This is a genomic window from Acinetobacter sp. YH01025, assembly GCF_013420185.1.
Lineage (GTDB): Bacteria > Pseudomonadota > Gammaproteobacteria > Pseudomonadales > Moraxellaceae > Acinetobacter > Acinetobacter indicus.
In genome coordinates this window covers 1-18,056 of sequence record NZ_VOYR01000006.1, presented here as the reverse complement: position 1 = coordinate 18,056, position 18,056 = coordinate 1, and the positions used below count along the sequence as shown (strand labels likewise).

At 48.7% G+C, this 18,056-nt stretch carries 13 protein-coding genes and 1 pseudogene; 9 read left to right on the top strand and 5 right to left on the bottom strand.

The window, feature by feature from the left end; translation table 11 throughout:
• Window positions 1-169: 169 nt before the first annotated feature.
• From FTT89_RS07705 to FTT89_RS07675, 7 genes are all read left to right on the top strand, one after another.
• Window positions 170-682, top strand: coding sequence for a tetratricopeptide repeat protein (locus FTT89_RS07705; RefSeq protein ID WP_180054973.1), 513 nt, complete (start codon window positions 170-172; stop codon window positions 680-682).
• A gap of 333 nt (window positions 683-1,015) precedes the next feature.
• On the top strand, window positions 1,016-2,398 hold the full coding sequence (gene ahcY / locus FTT89_RS07700; protein WP_005179150.1) for an adenosylhomocysteinase: 1,383 nt from the start codon (window positions 1,016-1,018) through the stop codon (window positions 2,396-2,398).
• A 190-nt stretch (window positions 2,399-2,588) separates the two neighbouring features.
• Window positions 2,589-3,425, top strand: coding sequence for a methylenetetrahydrofolate reductase [NAD(P)H] (metF, locus tag FTT89_RS07695; protein WP_016659212.1), 837 nt, complete (start codon window positions 2,589-2,591; stop codon window positions 3,423-3,425).
• 24 nt (window positions 3,426-3,449) lie between these two features.
• Window positions 3,450-4,166, top strand: coding sequence for a 16S rRNA (uracil(1498)-N(3))-methyltransferase (locus FTT89_RS07690; protein WP_127799600.1), 717 nt, complete (start codon window positions 3,450-3,452; stop codon window positions 4,164-4,166).
• A gap of 160 nt (window positions 4,167-4,326) precedes the next feature.
• On the top strand, window positions 4,327-7,203 hold the full coding sequence (locus tag FTT89_RS07685; RefSeq protein ID WP_180172774.1) for an EAL domain-containing protein: 2,877 nt from the start codon (window positions 4,327-4,329) through the stop codon (window positions 7,201-7,203).
• A 135-nt stretch (window positions 7,204-7,338) separates the two neighbouring features.
• Complete coding sequence (locus FTT89_RS07680) at window positions 7,339-9,618, top strand: NADP-dependent malic enzyme (protein ID WP_104488292.1); 2,280 nt, start codon at window positions 7,339-7,341, stop codon at window positions 9,616-9,618.
• 89 nt (window positions 9,619-9,707) lie between these two features.
• Window positions 9,708-10,940 (top strand): multifunctional CCA addition/repair protein, encoded by a 1,233-nt coding sequence (locus tag FTT89_RS07675; RefSeq protein ID WP_075168179.1) that lies wholly within the window; start codon window positions 9,708-9,710, stop codon window positions 10,938-10,940.
• A gap of 97 nt (window positions 10,941-11,037) precedes the next feature.
• Here the strand turns inward: FTT89_RS07675 and epmA are convergent, their stop codons facing one another.
• Both epmA and FTT89_RS07665 read right to left on the bottom strand, forming a co-directional pair.
• A complete protein-coding gene (epmA, locus tag FTT89_RS07670; RefSeq protein WP_180006460.1) occupies window positions 11,038-12,012 on the bottom strand; it encodes an EF-P lysine aminoacylase EpmA in 975 nt (324 codons plus the stop codon).
• Window positions 12,009-13,076 (bottom strand): 4-phosphoerythronate dehydrogenase, encoded by a 1,068-nt coding sequence (locus FTT89_RS07665; protein ID WP_005179168.1) that lies wholly within the window; start codon window positions 13,074-13,076, stop codon window positions 12,009-12,011. Before FTT89_RS07665 ends, epmA begins: the two co-directional genes overlap by 4 nt.
• A 233-nt stretch (window positions 13,077-13,309) precedes the next feature.
• Between FTT89_RS07665 and FTT89_RS07660 the strand changes: the two genes are divergently transcribed.
• Window positions 13,310-13,942 (top strand): class I SAM-dependent methyltransferase, encoded by a 633-nt coding sequence (locus FTT89_RS07660; RefSeq protein ID WP_005179171.1) that lies wholly within the window; start codon window positions 13,310-13,312, stop codon window positions 13,940-13,942.
• A 69-nt stretch (window positions 13,943-14,011) separates the two neighbouring features.
• Here the strand turns inward: FTT89_RS07660 and cueR are convergent, their stop codons facing one another.
• Together cueR and FTT89_RS07650 are read right to left on the bottom strand one after the other, a co-directional pair.
• Complete coding sequence (gene cueR / locus FTT89_RS07655) at window positions 14,012-14,404, bottom strand: Cu(I)-responsive transcriptional regulator (RefSeq protein ID WP_005179173.1); 393 nt, start codon at window positions 14,402-14,404, stop codon at window positions 14,012-14,014.
• 72 nt (window positions 14,405-14,476) lie between these two features.
• Window positions 14,477-16,945, bottom strand: a complete 2,469-nt coding sequence (locus tag FTT89_RS07650) for a heavy metal translocating P-type ATPase (protein WP_180006461.1) — start codon at window positions 16,943-16,945, stop codon at window positions 14,477-14,479.
• Between the two features lie 152 nt (window positions 16,946-17,097).
• On the opposite strand from FTT89_RS07650, the gene FTT89_RS07645 reads away from it, so the two are divergent.
• Window positions 17,098-17,292 (top strand): heavy-metal-associated domain-containing protein, encoded by a 195-nt coding sequence (locus FTT89_RS07645; protein WP_127799610.1) that lies wholly within the window; start codon window positions 17,098-17,100, stop codon window positions 17,290-17,292.
• A gap of 221 nt (window positions 17,293-17,513) precedes the next feature.
• Here the strand turns inward: FTT89_RS07645 and FTT89_RS07640 are convergent.
• Window positions 17,514-17,927 (bottom strand): annotated as a pseudogene (locus tag FTT89_RS07640) (integrase core domain-containing protein); the annotation flags it as partial.
• Between the last annotated feature and the right edge of the window lie 129 nt (window positions 17,928-18,056).

Genomic DNA, 18,056 nt, shown 5'->3' with positions numbered 1-18,056 from the left:
ATTGTTGTAATTTTATATAGTAATTTGCACTATACTTGATATTTTAAAAGTTGAAAATTACCACAATTTAGCGAGCAATTTTGCGCTATGACTCAAAACATTTCATTTCAGATTGGCTTTTTTCCGGCAGACCTTTTAGGCTTATAGCAAATATTTTCTGGATATGACCATGTCGGACGCCATCACAGTTCCTCCCGCCCTGATTAACCGTGCGCTTGCAGGCCAAGCCGATGCCCAGTTTGAGCTGGCTGAATTGTATATGCAAAGCGAGCATGAAGATGACAACCTGCTGGCTGAAGAATGGGCCTTAAAAGCCGCTGAAAATGGTCACTTGGAAGCCATGTACTGGTTGGGCGAAGGCTATACCGTCTATGCCAAAGACGTGCAGGAAGATGATCCTGAAGATTCCAAAACTCACTTTGAGTTAGCCTATTACTGGTTGAAACAAGCAAGCGAACAGAAACATGCAGGCGCAATTCTGGAGCTGGCTGGCTATTATCGTCGTGGGAATGTGGTAGAAAAAGATATTCCGACCTCGGTAAATTTGGTTCAGCAAGCGGCTGAACTCGGTGATGCACAGGCCATGCGCGATTTGGCTTGTATTTATGAACATGGCCTGGGGGTCGAGATTAATGAAGCACAGGCAGATTACTGGGCCGAAAAAGCCAAAGCTGCCGATTAACCCATTCAACCCGATCAAAACCTCATCAGATGATGGGCTTTTTTATATTGATGCATGGAGATAGGCGCTGGATTAGCCGGAATTTTTAATTGTTTTGGAGATCAAAGAACACTACAGCGAGAAACCGGAACAGTTTAGCCAGATATTCAACAATTTCAGATTGGAACTCTGGGCAATTTCCAAGTACAATACTGCGCTAGTCGAGGGATGCTGCGACGTTTTACAGGTACGAAATGTAAAAGCGCTAGGCTCGACCATCGGTCAAACATCCGCTTTGATCAACAACGGCATCCGCGAACTGAATGATCAATTGTTTTTATTAAGGAGATCGTGATGAACGCGGTTAATGCTTCATTTACTGATTACAAAGTAGCAGACATCACTTTAGCAGACTTCGGTCGTAAAGAAATCAAACTTGCAGAAGCTGAAATGCCAGCCCTGATGGGTCTGCGTAAACGCTACTCTGCGGCTAAACCACTTGCGGGCGCTAAAATCCTGGGTTGTATCCACATGACAATCCAAACAGCAGTTCTGATCGAAACTTTGGTTGAACTTGGCGCTGAAGTACGCTGGACCTCTTGTAACATCTTCTCGACTCAAGACCACGCTGCTGCTGCCATTGCTGCGTCTGGTGTTCCTGTGTTCGCTTGGAAAGGTGAAACTGAAGAAGAATACGTGTGGTGCTTAGAGCAACAAATTAACGTGAATGGCACGCCTTGGGATGCCAACATGATTCTGGATGATGGCGGTGACTTAACTGCACTTGTTCACGAAAAATACCCAGAAGTTTTGGCGAAAATCCACGGTATTACTGAAGAAACCACCACAGGTGTACAACGTCTGCTTGAAATGTGGAAAGACGGTTCTCTGAAAGTACCTGCAATCAATGTAAACGATTCAGTAACCAAGTCTAAAAACGACAACAAATACGGTTGCCGTCACTCACTCAACGATGCCATCAAACGTGCAACCGATATGCTTTTATCTGGTCGTCGTGCGCTGGTCATTGGTTACGGTGACGTAGGTAAAGGTTCTGCGCAATCACTTCGTCAAGAAGGCATGATCGTACGTGTTTCTGAAATCGATCCTATCTGTGCAATGCAAGCCTGCATGGACGGTTATGAAGTGGTTTCTCCATACAAAAATGGTGTTCAAACCGGCAAGAAAGAAGACGTTAACGCTGACCTTCTTTTAAACACTGACCTGATCGTAACAACAACGGGTAACTACCACGTTTGTGACGCTGCCATGCTGGATACATTAAAAGCAGGTGCTGTTGTATGTAACATCGGTCACTTTGACACTGAAATCGACACCAACTACCTACGTGGTTACAAGTGGGTTGAAGTGAAACCTCAAGTTCACCAGGTGTATCGTTCAGAAAATGAAAACGATTACCTGATCCTGCTGTCTGAAGGTCGTTTAGTGAACCTGGGTAACGCAACAGGTCACCCATCACGCGTGATGGACGGTTCATTTGCCAACCAGGTTTTAGGTCAAATGCACTTGTTCGCTGAGAAATTTGCTGATCTTCCTGAAGATCAAAAACAAGCCGCGATTCGCGTTGAACTGCTTCCGAAGAAATTGGACGAAGAAGTTGCAGCTGCAATGGTTGCAGGTTTTGGCGGCGTTCTGACGCAATTGACGCAAGAACAAGCGGACTACTTAGGTGTAGCGGTTGAAGGTCCGTTTAAATCGGATGCTTATAAATATTAATTAGCCCTCACCCCATCCCTCTCCCATAGGGAGAGGGTGAACTCTCAAATCATTTACATTACGAGTTTTACTTGTGAAATTTAAGTAATTTGAGCCAAGACTCTGCGTTATTCAGTAATGAATACTCCTCTCCCTTTGGGAGAGGTCAGGGAGAGGGTGAATAAAAAGTATTTATAAAAAGGATTTCAACATGTCAAAACAGATTCCGATTTCATTCGAGTTCTTCCCAACCAAAACTGATGCCGGTGCAGAAAAACTCAAGACCGTACACCAAGAGCTTCAGCTTTTAAATCCAGAATTTTTCTCGGTGACCTATGGCGCTGGTGGTTCAACTCGTGAACGTACCTTATCGACCATTAACGACTTCAATGGCAAAGGCACACCGGTTGCGCCTCACCTGTCTTGTATTGGTGATGATAAAGCCCGTATTGCCGAATTGCTGGACCTGTACAAATCACAAGGTATTGACCGTATTGTGGCACTGCGTGGTGACTTGCCATCCGGTCAGGTTGGCTTGGGTGAATTGCCATATGCACAGGATCTAGTCCGCTTTATTCGTGAACATTCCGGTGATCATTTCCATATTGAAGTGGCTGCCTATCCGGAAATGCACCCACAAGCGGAAAGCTTTGATAAAGATATTCAGCATTTTGTTGAAAAAGTAAATGCCGGCGCCAATGCAGCCTTAACGCAATTCTTTTTCAATCCGGATGCCTACTTCTACTTTGTTGAGCGTATTCAGCAAGCCGGTGTCAATATTCCGGTGGCGCCGGGTATTATGCCAATTACCAATGCCAGCAACCTGATTCGCTTTGCCGATAGTACTGGTGCTGAAATTCCACGCTGGATTCGCAAGCAACTGGCGACATATGGTGATGACACGGCATCGATTAAAGCCTTCGGTCATGAAGTGGTGCTGAAATTCTGTGAACGCCTGATTGCAGGTGGTGCGCCAAGTCTGCACTTCTACACCATGAACAATACCGAGCCTACCCGTCAGCTTGTGACTGATCTTGGTTTAGCCTAATTTTCTTTTTGCGAGTTGTACTTTATGCCACGTTTTTATATTGAAGCTGAATTAACGGTTGAGACGCAGCTCGCGCTGACCGAAACCGTATTTCACCATTGGTGTAAAGTACTGCGCGCACAAGTGGGCGACACAGCCACCCTGTTCAATGGACAAGGTGGCGAATATGAAGTGACCCTTACCGACGTCCAGAAAAAAACAGCAACGGTGATGGTCAACAGCTTTAATCCGGGCAACCGTACACCTAAATTCAAGGCCCTGCTCGGTCAGGTCATGAGTAAGGGCGACCGGATGGATTATGCCATTCAAAAAGCGGTGGAACTCGGCGTTTCCGAGATTCAGCTCCTCACCTCTGAACGCTGCGAAATGCGTCTGAAATACGACCGTGACCAGAAAAAACTGGATCACTGGCAAGGTATCGCCATTGCTGCTTGTGAACAATGTGGTCTGAATATTGTGCCTAAAATTCTCCCGCCGATGCCGCTGGAAAAATGGCTCGACACCAATCTGCCAGCGACTAAACTGGTATTAGCACCCAACAAAGATGAAGTGAATGTCTTACACAATGCCACGCCAGAACTTGCCCTGTTAATTGGGCCTGAAGGCGGCCTGAGCGAGGCTGAAATCAGTAGCGCAAATACGAAAGGTTTTGTGAACTGGTGTATAGGCGAGCGCGTGTTAAGAACTGAAACTGCGCCTGTGGTCGCACTTTCTATTTTAAATTTTAACTTCAGCGTGTAATTCGTCTTATTTTTAGCTGAATGCTGAGTCAGATGATTGCTTTTTTAAAGTTTACTGACTAATCTCAAAATATTATTTTACAATTTCACCTAATATCAGGTTATTCATAAAATAAAATGGATTTTTACATACTCTGTAATTTATAGGGTTTTGGGGATATATGTCAGACCATCAGGATGAGCTCATGGAGCAGTATTTGTATGCTGCCCAAATCACCAATACAATCCGGCTGATGCGCTTCTTTTTGCTGAGCATCCTCATTCTCTGTTTTTATATTTATTTTATTTTTCACTACTCTTTTAATTTTTCAACTTTCGCGTTTAATGCCTGGTTCCTGCTGAGTGAACTGGGGCTGGCCGGCTGCCTGTTCTTTAATGAAATGTGCTTTAAGCCCGGTCAATACAGTATTCAAATGGCACATCGCTGGATCAAGCTGGTATGCCTGCTGGTTGGTATTAGCCTTAGTATTGGCATTGCCCTGCTGTACTATTTCCTGCCGAAGTACAGTCTGGAGATGAGCACCTATCAGGCCATTATTCTGGCGGCTTTGCTGGTGATTATTAGCCAGACCTTTGCCCTCACCTTTTTAACCCAGCGCCTGAGCTATTTTTCGCTGGTATTTATTCCGGCCATTGTGCCGTATTTAATTTCCCCACTGTTCTTTAACAGCAACACCGAACCGCTGTTTTATCTGGCCACCAACTTTGCCTTAATCTGTCTGCTGATTTGTGCCAATACCTCCATGCACATGCATCGCCGGCTATCTAGCGTCTATTTCAAGAATAATCAGCTGAAAAAACAGGCCGAACAGCAAGTGGCCTGGACCGACCAGCTATGCCAGCAACTGCAAACGGAAATGAACCGCTCCAAAGACATTGAGCAGCAGTTGCAGTTTAATAACCAGATGCTGGAACAGAAAGTGAAAGAGCGGACCTTTGATCTGGAGCAAATCCATAAAGCCCTGCAAGATCAACAGGCCAATCTGGTGCTGGCGCATGAAGTGGCCGGGTTAAAACCATGGGATTGGGACATCAAGCATCGCCTGATTACCCTGACCAATGAACACCAGCAGCTGAAAATGTCCGGCTCCAAAGCCCATCATCACAAACTGCAGCAACTGATTCACCCGGATGATCTGGCGCATTTTCGTAACACCATGAAGCAGCATCTGCGTGGCCAGACCGACCGCTATGAAGTGACCTACCGGGTACAGCAAAGCAATGGCAAATGGGTCTGGGTACATGATGTTGGCCGTGTGATTGAGCGTGACCCCGAAACCCGGCGTCCATTACGCATGGTCGGTATCCGCCGTGACATCCATCAGGAAAAAACTGATCAGGAACGCCTGAAACTGACCGCCAGCGTACTACAGCAGGCAGCAGAAGGGATTTTTATTCTGAATGAGGACCTGCGTTATATTGAGGTCAATCCGTGCTTTGAACAGCTGACCGGCTTTAGTCGCGAGCAGATTATTGGCAAACATCTGTTTGATATTGCCAGCAATTACAAATCACGGCAGCGCAGTATGCACAATGCCATTGTCAAGCAACTGCTCAAAGAAGGCGAATATGATGGCGAAATGGATGAAAAATACCTGTCGGGCAAAGAGCTGACCATCCGCCTGCACATGAATACCGTCAGCAATGAGCAGAACCGCTCTACCCATTATGTCGGGATTGTCTCGGATTTAACCGAGCGCCGCCGGCAGGAACAGCGCCTGTCCTATCTGGAAAATTATGACACGCTGACCGATCTGCCTAACCGGTTTTATTATAACTATCAGCTGCATCAGTATCTGGTGTCCCATCAGGATTCGATTAAACAACTGGCGGTGATTCGTCTGAACATCGACCGGTTCCGGGTGCTGAATGAATATTTAAGCCATAATGGCGGCGATGAACTGCTAAGACAGGTGGCACAGCGTTTACGCCTCATTAATGCCGAAGCGCTGTTGGTGGCGCATTTAAATGGCGATGACTTTGCCATTATTTATGAGCTGTCACATATTCGCCCATCGGTGCAGCAGCATTGCGAACGTATTACCAAAGCCTTCTCGGCGCCGTTTAATATCCAGGGTCAGGACCATATTATTACCCTGTCGATGGGCGTGTCTTTATATCCTGAACATGGCCGGCAGCTGGATTATTTAAACAACTGTGCCGAACAGGCGCTGTCGGAAGCCAAGCGTCTGGGTGGCAATACCACCAAATACTATTCGCTGGAAACCACCAAGCTGTTAGAGCAGGACGTGCACATTGAGCGCGATTTACGTCAGGCCATTAAAAATGATGAGCTGATCGTCTATTACCAGCCAAAAATCAATTTCCATGATCAGCAGGTCTCCGGTTTTGAAGCCTTGGTACGCTGGAACCATCCGGAAAAAGGCCTGATTCCACCCGGCTTATTTATTCCAATTGCCGAGCAAACCAGCCTGATTTCAGAGATTGGCCATATCGTAATTCAGCAAACCGCCAAGCAGATTCGGGACTGGCAGGCACTGGGCTTTGATAACATCCGGGTTTCGGTCAATATTGTGGCGCAGCAGCTACAACGCGGACATTTGCTGGAAGATATTGATGAGGCGCTCAATACCTATCATATTTCCGGTGAAAGCCTGGAACTGGAAATTACTGAATCGTCGTTGCTGGAAAATACCGACGAGGTCAAATATATTCTGGAAGAAATCAAGAAGCGCCATATTCATATTTCGCTGGATGATTTTGGTACCGGTTATTCTTCCCTCTCTTACTTAACCGATTTTCCTATAGATGTTTTAAAGATCGACCGCAGCTTTGTGTCCAAGATTGGCCACAGCAAGCAGGAAGCCATTGTCAGTGCCATGATTGCCATGGGCAAAGCCATGGGCATGACCATTGTCGCTGAAGGTATTGAAACTGAACATCAACTTCAGTACCTCAGAAAGCTCGATTGCGACATCGCCCAGGGCTTTTTATTCTCCAAACCGCTGCCACAACAGGATGCGACCCGCTTCCTGAGTGAAAAAATGCAGACACCACTTATTGTTAGTGAATCTTAATCTATAGCTTAAACTTCTAAGTTTGTTCTAAAAATGCGCAGCTTTGACTGTGCTTAGTGCGTAAGTAATGGTATATTCGAGCAGATTTAGCACAAACCGCCAGCATCGCTGGACACAGTAACATACGAGATTCAGATGGACGATCAATCATTAAAACAGCAGGCTTTGTATTATCACGAATTTCCTACTCCAGGTAAAATCAGCGTTACCCCAAGTAAGCAGCTGGTCAACCAACGTGACTTAGCGCTTGCATACTCACCTGGTGTCGCGGCACCATGTTTAGAGATTGAACGAGATCCTTCTACTGCAGCACTGTATACAGCACGTGGCAACCTGGTTGCCGTGGTGAGTAACGGTACCGCTGTACTAGGTTTAGGGAACATCGGTCCTTTAGCGTCTAAACCGGTTATGGAAGGTAAAGGCGTTCTGTTCAAGAAATTCGCCGGCGTCGATGTATTTGACATTGAAATCGCTGAAAATGATCCAGACAAAATCGTTGATATCGTTGCTGCACTCGAACCAACCTTTGGCGGGATTAACCTTGAAGACATCAAGGCACCAGAATGCTTCTACATTGAGCAAAAACTGCGTGAACGCATGAACATTCCGGTGTTCCATGATGACCAGCATGGTACGTCAATTATCGTCGGTTCTGCGCTGCTGAATGCGCTACAACTGAACGGCAAAAACATTGCCGAAATCAAGATTGTGGCTTCAGGTGCCGGTGCTGCTGCCCTGTCGTGCCTGGACCTGCTTTGTGCCCTGGGTGCGAAAAAAGAAAATATTATTGTGGCGGACTCACGCGGTCTATTGACCACCAAACGTGAAGGTCTGGACGAGTCGAAAAAACGCTACGTACAGGATATTGAAGCAACCCAACTGGCCGATGTAATTGCCGGTGCCGATATGTTCCTCGGTCTCTCTGCTGCCGGTATTCTGACCAAAGAAATGGTCAAGCAGATGGCGGCTAATCCAATCATCTTCGCTCTGGCTAACCCGGACCCGGAAATTCTGCCTGAACATGCCCACGAAGTACGTGATGATGTAATTATGGCAACCGGCCGTTCCGACTATCCGAACCAGGTGAATAACGCGCTGTGCTTCCCGTACATCTTCCGTGGTGCGCTAGATGTCGGTGCAACCACCATTAACGAAGAAATGAAAATTGCCTGCGTACACGCGATTGCACGTATGGCGCACATAGAAGCAGATGCGGCATCCTATGGTGAGAAATCTGCTTCATTTGGTCGTGACTATTTAATTCCACGTCCGCTTGATCAGCGTCTGATTCTTGAAATTGCTCCAGCGGTTGCCAAAGCAGCGATGGATTCAGGCGTGGCAACACGTCCAATTCAGGACTTCTCGGCTTATCATCAACGTCTGTCAGAGTTTGTATATAACTCTGCGTTTATGATGAAACCAATTTTTGCGCAGGCGAAAACCGATCCGAAACGCATTGCCTATGCAGAAGGCGAAGACTTACGCGTTTTACGTGCAGTACAAATTGCAGTGGACGAAGGTCTGGCACAACCGATTCTGGTGGGTCGTACCGCGGTTATTGAAGCGAATATCAAGAAACTGGGCTTACGTCTGGAACATGGTGTGAATATCACTATTGTTGATCAGGAGAAAAACCCGGATTACGAAAAATTCGCTGATGATTACTACAGCATCATGCAGCGTAAAGGTGTAACGCCTGAATATGCGCAGCGTGAAGCACGTCGCCGTTCGACTCTAATTGCCGCAATGCTGGTGAAACACGGTCTGGCTGACGGTATGTTATGTGGTACTTATTCAAGCTACGACATTCACTTAGACTTCGTCAGCAATATTATTGGTCTGAAAGAAGGTCACAATACTTTCTTCACTCTGAATGCGCTGATGCTGGAAGATCGTAACCTGTTTATTGCCGACACTTACATCAACCGTAATCCGACAGCTGAACAGCTGGCTGAAATGACCATTCTGGCCGCTGAAGAAGTACGCCGTTTTGGTGTAACACCACGTATTGCCCTGCTGTCGCATTCAAGCTTTGGTTCAGACCAGAACGATGCCAGCGCGCAAAAAATGCGTAAAGTGTTTGATATTCTGTCTGAGATTGCACCAGAACTTGAAGTGGAAGGTGAAATGCATGGTGATGCGGCACTGGACGAAAATATTCGCCATTTCGCATTCCCGAACTCACGCTTCAAAGGTTCAGCTAACCTGCTGATTATGCCGAACCTGGATGCAGCCAATATTTCGTTTAACCTGTTGAAATCGACTTCAGGCAGCAACGTGACCATTGGTCCAATCTTGCTGGGCGCAGCGAAACCGGTACATATTTTAACGCCAACAGCGACCACCCGTCGTGTGGTGAATATGACTGCGTTAACCGTGGCAGAAATTCAGCAAGCGGAACAAGACGCGCTATAAAAACTGAATGCCGAGTGAAAAGCTCGGCATTCTGACTTGAGAAAACCTCTATTCTGTTGCATGATGACCTCAAGAATAGAGGTTTTTTCATGCAAGTTTATTTAGTAGGCGGTGCGGTGCGAGATCATTTGCTGGGGCACCCCTATCACGAAAAAGATTATGTGGTTGTCGGGGCAACACCCGAACAGCTTCTGGCCCAAGGCTATCAGCCCGTGGGCAAAGACTTCCCTGTGTTTTTACATCCTGAATCAAAAGAAGAATATGCACTGGCCCGTACCGAACGTAAAGCCGGTCAGGGCTATCATGGTTTCGAGTTTTATACTGCACCCAATGTCACGCTGGAAGAAGATTTAATCCGTCGTGACCTGACCATTAATGCCATGGCCATGGATGAAAACGGCCAGGTCTATGATCCTTATGGTGGACAGCAGGATCTGGCGCAAAAAGTGCTGCGTCATGTTTCCGACGCCTTTGTTGAAGATCCATTACGTGTGCTCAGAATTGCCCGTTTTGCCGCGCGTTATAAAGCGCTGGGCTTTCGTGTGGCCGATGAAACCCTGGCCCTGATGCGCACGCTGGCAGCGTCTGGCGAGCTGGACACCTTAACCCCGGAACGGGTCTGGAAAGAAACCGCACGTGCCTTGCAGGAAGATCATGCCGATGAATACTTTGAAGTGCTGCGTCGCTGCGGTGCCTTAAAAGCCTTGTTCCCGGAAATTGATGCCCTGTTTGGGATTCCACAGCGCCCGGAATATCATCCGGAAATTGACTGCGGCGTGCATACCTTAATGTCCCTGCAACAGGCCTGCCGCCAGAATTACAGTCTGGATGTGCGTTTTGCCGTGCTGGTGCACGACTTGGGCAAGGCCCTGACCCCAGCCGATGAATTACCGCGTCATATCATGCATGAAGAACGTGGTATTCAGCCGGTTACTGACCTGTGTGACCGCCTGAAAGTGCCGACCTATACCAAACAGCTGGCGCTGGCGGTGTGCAAGGAACATTTAAAATGCCATCAGGCCCTGACCTTAAAACCGGGCACCTTATGGCGTCTGCTACAGCGTCTGGATGTATTGCGTCGTCCGGAACGGGTAGAAGCCTTTGTCCAGGCCTGTGAATGTGATTCGCGTGGCCGTTTAGGCATGGAAGATCGGGACTATCCGCAGGCCGATTATGTGCTAAAAGCCATGCAGGTGGTGCGCGGCATTAAAGCGCAGGATTTACCACCTGAGATTAAAGGCCCCGATATTGGTGAAATGCTGATTCAGCGCCGCATTAAAGCGATTGAAGTGCTGAAAGCAGAATATACCGCCGCAAGCTAAAATTGAGTCATAAAATTTAAAATACCCGTGTCGTGCACGGGTATTTTTGTTGATCAGGGATGAATCATCCCCCTGTGCTGATCTGGATGAAGCCGCCTTAAGACCGTTCGGCCGGAAAGCTAATCACCTGTTCCAAACGCATCTGCTGGGTGGCAACCATCAATAAACGGTCAATACCCAGCGCAATACCTGAACATGGCGGCATCTGAGGCAAGGCACTGAGCAGATATTCATCAAGTGGCATCACATGCAAGCCCAGTTTTTCCCGCTCCTGATTGTCGGCTTCAAAACGGCCACGGAGCACCTCGGCATCAGCCAGTTCATCATAGGCATTGGCCAGTTCCAGCCCTTCAATGTACAGCTCAAAACGGGCGGCAACCAGTTCGCCCTCTTCATCGACACGAGTTTTGGCCAGTGAGGCCAGTTCCGGCGGGAAATCGGTCAGGAATACCGGCGTATCAAAGCCCAGACTAGGCTCAACCATATGCGAGAACAACAGGTCGATATAGCCCAGACGATCATCACCTAAATCGAGGCTTAGCCCGACACGCTGACAGCAGGCTTTCAGTTCCTGCAATGTCGCTTGCAGCGGATTCAGATCCAGCCGATCCATAAAAGCATGTTTATAACTCAGTACCGTTGGACGTACTTCACCAAAACGCTGTGCCAAGGTCAGATTGAGTAAATCGGTGACTTCAAACATCAGCTCTTTCAGGCTAAAACCCGGGCGATACCATTCCAGCATGGTAAATTCGCTATTGTGTTTGCGGCCATGCTCATCATCACGAAACACCTTGCAGATCTGGTAAATCGGGCCACTGCCACTGGCCAGCAGGCGTTTCATGGCAAATTCAGGCGAAGTTTGCAGATAATGCGTCTGCTGCTGGCCCAATACATGACGCTTGGCCTGTACCGAGCTTAAATGTACATCGGTGACACCGGCCTGCGACAAAATAGGCGTTTCCACTTCCAGCACTTCGCGCTCAGCAAAAAACTGGCGAATCTGGGCGTACATCTTGGCGCGGGCGCGCATAGCCTCAAGACTACAGGTCGGCTGATAGTTCAGGCTCATGCGGCTGGCCCTCCATGCGCAGCCCATTCACGGCGCAGCGGATAAGTCTTGCGTAAATGGTCAAAGGCCTGCTGATCGACCTTGCCGTCTTTTAAGCAGGCACGTAATTTGGCGTCATCGGCGGCAATATCATACATCTGTGGCAGATGCTGTTGCAGTGCGGCTTTTAACGGCTGACCACTAAAATAATCGCTGCACGGCGGCAACTGGTTTTCAAAGCGTTTATGTGCCACTTGCCCAAAGACTTCACAAAAAGCGGCATAAATCATTTGTGTGCCGCGGGCTTTGCCTTCCAGACTGTAACCGGCAATATGCGGCGTTACCAACGTGACCAGATGTAATAATTCGGCAGAAATTTCCGGTTCATGCTCAAATACATCCAGCACCACCGCACGCCCGGTCTGCTGGATATCGGTCATTAATGCCTGCTCTGCCACCACCGGACCACGCGCTGAGTTAATTAAAATTGCATCCGGCTTCATCTGGGCCAGGGTTTCGGCATTGAACAGATGATAAGTCGGATACGGACCGGTTTTGGTCAGCGGCACATGAATCGAAATGGCATCGGCCTGAGCCAATACGTCTGCCAATGCCAGTTGCTGCACACTTTCACGTTGCACCAAAGGATCATAAGCCACCACTTTCCAGCCCAGCAGTTCCGCCATTACCGCCAGACGCGAACCGACATTGCCCAGTCCGATAATGCCCAGACAGAACTGCTGGCCTGCTTCCAGTAAGGCTGGACGCACATGCAGTAAGGCGGTAATCACATATTCGGCAACCGCCTGTGCATTACAGCCGGCGGCATTGGACCAGCGAATCTGCTGCTGTTCCAGCGCGGCAATATCCAGATGATCGGTACCAATGGTGGCACTGCCCACAAAACGCAGCTTGCTGTGCTGGATCAGTTCGGCATTGACCTTGGTTACCGAGCGCACCAGTAAGGCTTCGGTATCGTGCAGGTCCTGCGCAGTTAAGGTCCGGCCCGGACGATGGGAGATTTCACCAAACTCGGCAAAAAAATAATCGGTAAAGGCCAGATTTTCATCGGCAATAATTTTCATAAGGCAATCCAATGCTTTGATCTGTCCATGATAACGCCTGAAGGCCCTGCGGATGAAGCGCTATTGCAGTAAATACCCTGAATATTAACCGCAGCAAAGCCGGCCCATCAGGCTTCACCCAAATACAACTTGCCGAAGCCGAATAAAACAATATATGTTTTTATAATATGTTATAGTCAAGGCCAGTCTTAATCTTCTCCCCCGTTTATTTTTAACCAATGAAGGGCCTGCATATGACACCTCGCTTTAGCAATCCATGGGATGAACGCTACCACAGCACCGATCATTTATATGGCGAAGCGGCCAACGTTTTTATTCAGCAGATGGCCCAGCAGTTAGCGATTTCTGGCGCTACGCTGGGCATTGCTGAAGGTGAAGGCCGTAACCTGATTTATCTGGCCGAGCGCGCCCGTGAACAGCAACTGCCGTTTGCCGGACTACTCTGGGATTATTCGACTGTTGCGCTTGAAAAAGCCCAAAAACATGCCCAGGCCAAACAGCTGACCTTGGACACCGCCGCGGTGGATTTAAGTCAGGTAGAATGGCCGGAAAACCAGTTTCAGCATGCGATTTGCGTGTTTGGTCATGTCAATCAGCCGACCCAGCAGAAATTACTGCACGGCGTGCGTCATAGCCTGAAATCCGGTGGCTGGTTCATTGGCGAGGTCTATTCCAAAGCACAACTGGCCTATGCCACCGGTGGCCCGGGCAATCCTGACATGCTGTATGATCCACGTGATTTTCTAGAGATCTTCCAGCAAGATCATCTGCTGCATTTCTTTGTCGGTGAAGTGGAACGTCATGAAGGACAGCTGCATCAGGGGAAGTCGCATGTGATTCAGTTTGCCATTCAAATCCGTAAATAAAGCATAAAAAAGGAGGATGAATCTGCATTGATTCATCCTCCTGCAATTCGATTCCTGCTGCTTACTGGCTTATCCGCCTTTTTCAATCTGGTCCAGAATGGCACATTCCGCGCTGTGATTGCCCTGACAATGCTGCGCAGATTGCTGCAACAAATTGACCATGTCCTGTAAACGCTGGATTTTCTGGTTCAGCTCATCAATATGTTTTAAGGTCAGCGCTTTCACTTCTGCACTCTGGCGGCCGCTATTTTTCCACAGCGAAATCAGTTCTTTCATTTGCTCGGTAGAAAAGCCCAGCTCGCGGGCATGACGAATAAAATTCAGGGTTTTTAAATCCTGCTCGGAATAGACCCGATAACCGGCAGCACTGCGCTGGGCAGCCGTGAGCAGGCCGATACTTTCATAATAACGGATCATTTTGGCAGAGATGCCCGACTGCTTTGCGGCTTGACCAATATTCACATGCTTCTCGCTCAATACGGCGGTTTAAGACCTGCCTCCGATCTTAAACCGAAAATGTCCTGACGCCAACGGCTATTGCAGCGGCGCGGCAAAGCGCTTCAGGCGTAAAGCATTGCCCAGCACAAACACGGATGACAGTGCCATTGCGCCTGCAGCAAACATCGGCGACAGTAAAATGCCCCACAGCGGATACAGCACGCCGGCGGCAATCGGAATTAAGGCCACGTTATAAACAAAGGCCCAAAACAGGTTCTGGCGGATATTGCGGATAGTGGCCTGACTTAAAGCAATCGCATTGGGAATGCCTTTTAAACTGCCGGACATCAGCACCACATCGGCGGCTTCAATGGCTACATCGGTACCGGTGCCAATGGCCAGCCCGACATCGGCCTGTGCCAGCGCCGGGGCATCATTAATCCCATCGCCGACAAAGGCCAGACGGCCATATTGCTGCTGCAATTCACGTACGCTATCGACTTTGCCTTCCGGCAGAACTTCGGCAACCACAGTATCAATTTTTAGCTGCCGGGCAATCGCTTCGGCGGTATGCCGGTTATCGCCGGTGATCATTGCCACTTTTACGCCCAACTGATGCAAGGCTTCAATCGCGGCAAAGGTGCTGTCTTTGATTGGATCGGCCACGGCAATGATGGCCGCCAGTTGATCCTCTACCGCCACATACAGTGGTGTTTTTCCCTCCTGCCCCAAACGTACCGCAACCTGATCAAAGGCTGTGGTACTTAAACCCAGCTGATGCATATAACGGTCGGCCCCGATATGCAGCCATTGACCATTGACCTGCCCTTTCACGCCGGACCCGACAATCGAATCAAAATCGCTCACAGCTGGTAAAGATAAGCCTTGTTGCTGCGCGGCTTCGACAATAGCAAAGGCAATCGGATGCTCCGACTTGGCTTCTACCGCCGCCACCCAGCTTAATAATTGCGTCTGCTCAAAACCGGCCTGTACATGAAAATCGGTCAGTTGCGGCTTGCCTTCGGTTAAGGTGCCGGTTTTATCCACCGCCACCACCTGCGCTTCCTGTAACAGCTGCAAGGCTTCGCCTTTACGGAACAGAATGCCCATTTCTGCCCCACGTCCAGTGCCGACCATAATCGAGGTTGGAGTGGCCAGCCCCATAGCACATGGACAGGCAATAATCAGCACCGCTACAGCATTGACCAGACCAAAGGTCAGCGCCGGTTCAGGACCAAAAATCAGCCAGACCAGAAAGGTCAGCACAGCCATTAGCATTACGGCTGGCACAAACCACATGGTGACTTTATCGACCAGCGCCTGAATGGGCAGTTTGGAGCCTTGCGCCTGCTCGACCATGCGGATAATTTGCGCCAGCACCGAATCTGCCCCCACCGCAGTTGCGCGGATGCTCAGGCTGCCATTCTGGTTGATGGTGCCGCCCACCACGGCGCTGCCTGCCATTTTTTCTACTGGCAGCGGCTCTCCGCTAATCATCGATTCATCGACATAACTGCGGCCGTCCAGCACTTCCCCATCCACCGGAATCCGCTCTCCTGGGCGGATATCGACCTGCATACCCGAGCTGACTTCAGCCAGCGGCACTTCCATACTTTGGCCATTACGTACAATGCGGGCGGTTTTTGGCTGCATGCCGATCAGGTGCTGAATTGCCTGCGAGGTGCGGCCTTTGGCTTTGGCTTCAAAATAGCGTCCCAGCAAAATCAGGCTTACAATCACCGCGGCAGCTTCAAAATAGACATTGACCGTGCCTTCCGGTAACAGCTGTGGCATAAAAGTCGCCACCACCGAAAAGCTGTATGCGGCCAGGGTTCCGACTGCCACCAGCGAGTTCATATCCGGCGCGAAACGCAGCAAGGCCGGAATGCCTTTTTGATAAAAACGCCGGCCCGGAAATAGCAATACCAGCGTGGTCAACACGAACTGCAACAGCCAGCTCGGCATCTGCCCGATCTGATGCATGACCCACATATGAAAAGCCGGAATTAAATGCGAGCCCATTTCCAGCACAAATACCGGAATGGCCAGCACCAGGGAAATTATCAGATCACGTTTTAGTTGCTGCTGCTCACTGGCTTTCTGATCCGCCTGTTCAGTGGTGGTCGTAGTCTGCAGCTGAGCATCATAACCGGCCTTACGGATGACCTGAATCAGTTTATCGGCACTGACCGTAGTATCGGCTTCGACCCAGGCCTGCTCAGTGGCCAGATTGACATTGGCTTGCTGCACACCCGGCACTTTTTTCAGGGCTTTTTCTACCCGCGCCACGCAGGAGGCACAGGTCATGCCATCAATTGACAATTCGATGGGTGCCGCGACGACCACATCATAACCGGCACGCTCAATGGCTTTGACCAAAGCGGCCCGGTCAAGTGGTGCGGAAGATTCCACCACGGCCTGTTCGGTGGCCAGATTGACATTGGCCTGCTCGACCCCATCCACTTTTTTTAAGGCTTTTTCCACCCGGCCTACGCATGAAGCACAGGTCATGCCCTGAATAGACAATGTTTCACGAAAAACAGCAGATGAATTTGAGATGCTCATGCCCTACCTCGGCCAATACCCGGATTTCCCTACAGCATACAGATTGACATCATGGGAAGGTCAAGTCTCTGCGCATAAAAATTTGGCTTGACCTTCCCATCATGACAAGCTTTAAACTGGAAACATCTTCACATGACTCATGGAGCATCTTAATGAAACTGTATATTGCCAATATGACTTGCGGCGGCTGCGCCCGCGGTGTAACAGCCACCATTCAAGATGTGGACCCGAATGCCAAAGTTGACATTGATCTGGACAGTAAAATCGTGACCGTTGACAGCAGTGCCAGCGTAGATCAGCTGGTGGCGGCGCTGAATGAAGATGGTTTCCCGCCAGAAGTACAATAATTTCTAGGCACTCTCAAAACCGCTACTGTCCCATTAGCGTTTAATAAAATCGCCTCCGTGACGCGAGCATCAGGGAGGCTGCATAAGACGAATGACCTATAACGGACAAGGGGACATGTGAATACCAGTACTTCCACTGACACCAAGATATTAACATAATTTTTCTTTTAATCGTTCATAGGGTGAACCGTATCGGGTTTGTCGGAGACTTTTTATTTAAGTTAGGCCACCTGACCTAACGGGTTAATCTTATCATAGTACATTGCTTCAAACTCAAAAGGCGATACATAACCCAGTGCACTATGTACACGCTCTTTATTGAACCAATCTACCCAATTTAATGTCGCAAGTTGTACATCCGCTAAACCTTGCCAATCTGCTTTTAGATATTTAATCACCTCTGTTTTGTATAAGCCATTCACCGTTTTAGCCAAAGCATTATCGTATGAATCACCAGTTGTACCGACTGATGCTCGTAAATTTGCTGCTTCTAAACGATTGGTATAGCGAATAGAAAGATATTGAACACCTCTATCGGAATGATGAATCACATTCTTTGGCATACTTCGATCGTGCAATGCTTGCTCCAGTGCATCAAGCACCATATCTGTATTCATCCGTGTAGATACTTTCCATCGACTTTGTTGCACAAACCTAGCATAGACGGCTTCTTCAGCAATATAATTTTCAAATGAAGAAGCCTACACACAAAATCTACCGCACAACCAATTGGCCCGCATATAACAGAGCTCTCATTAATCGTG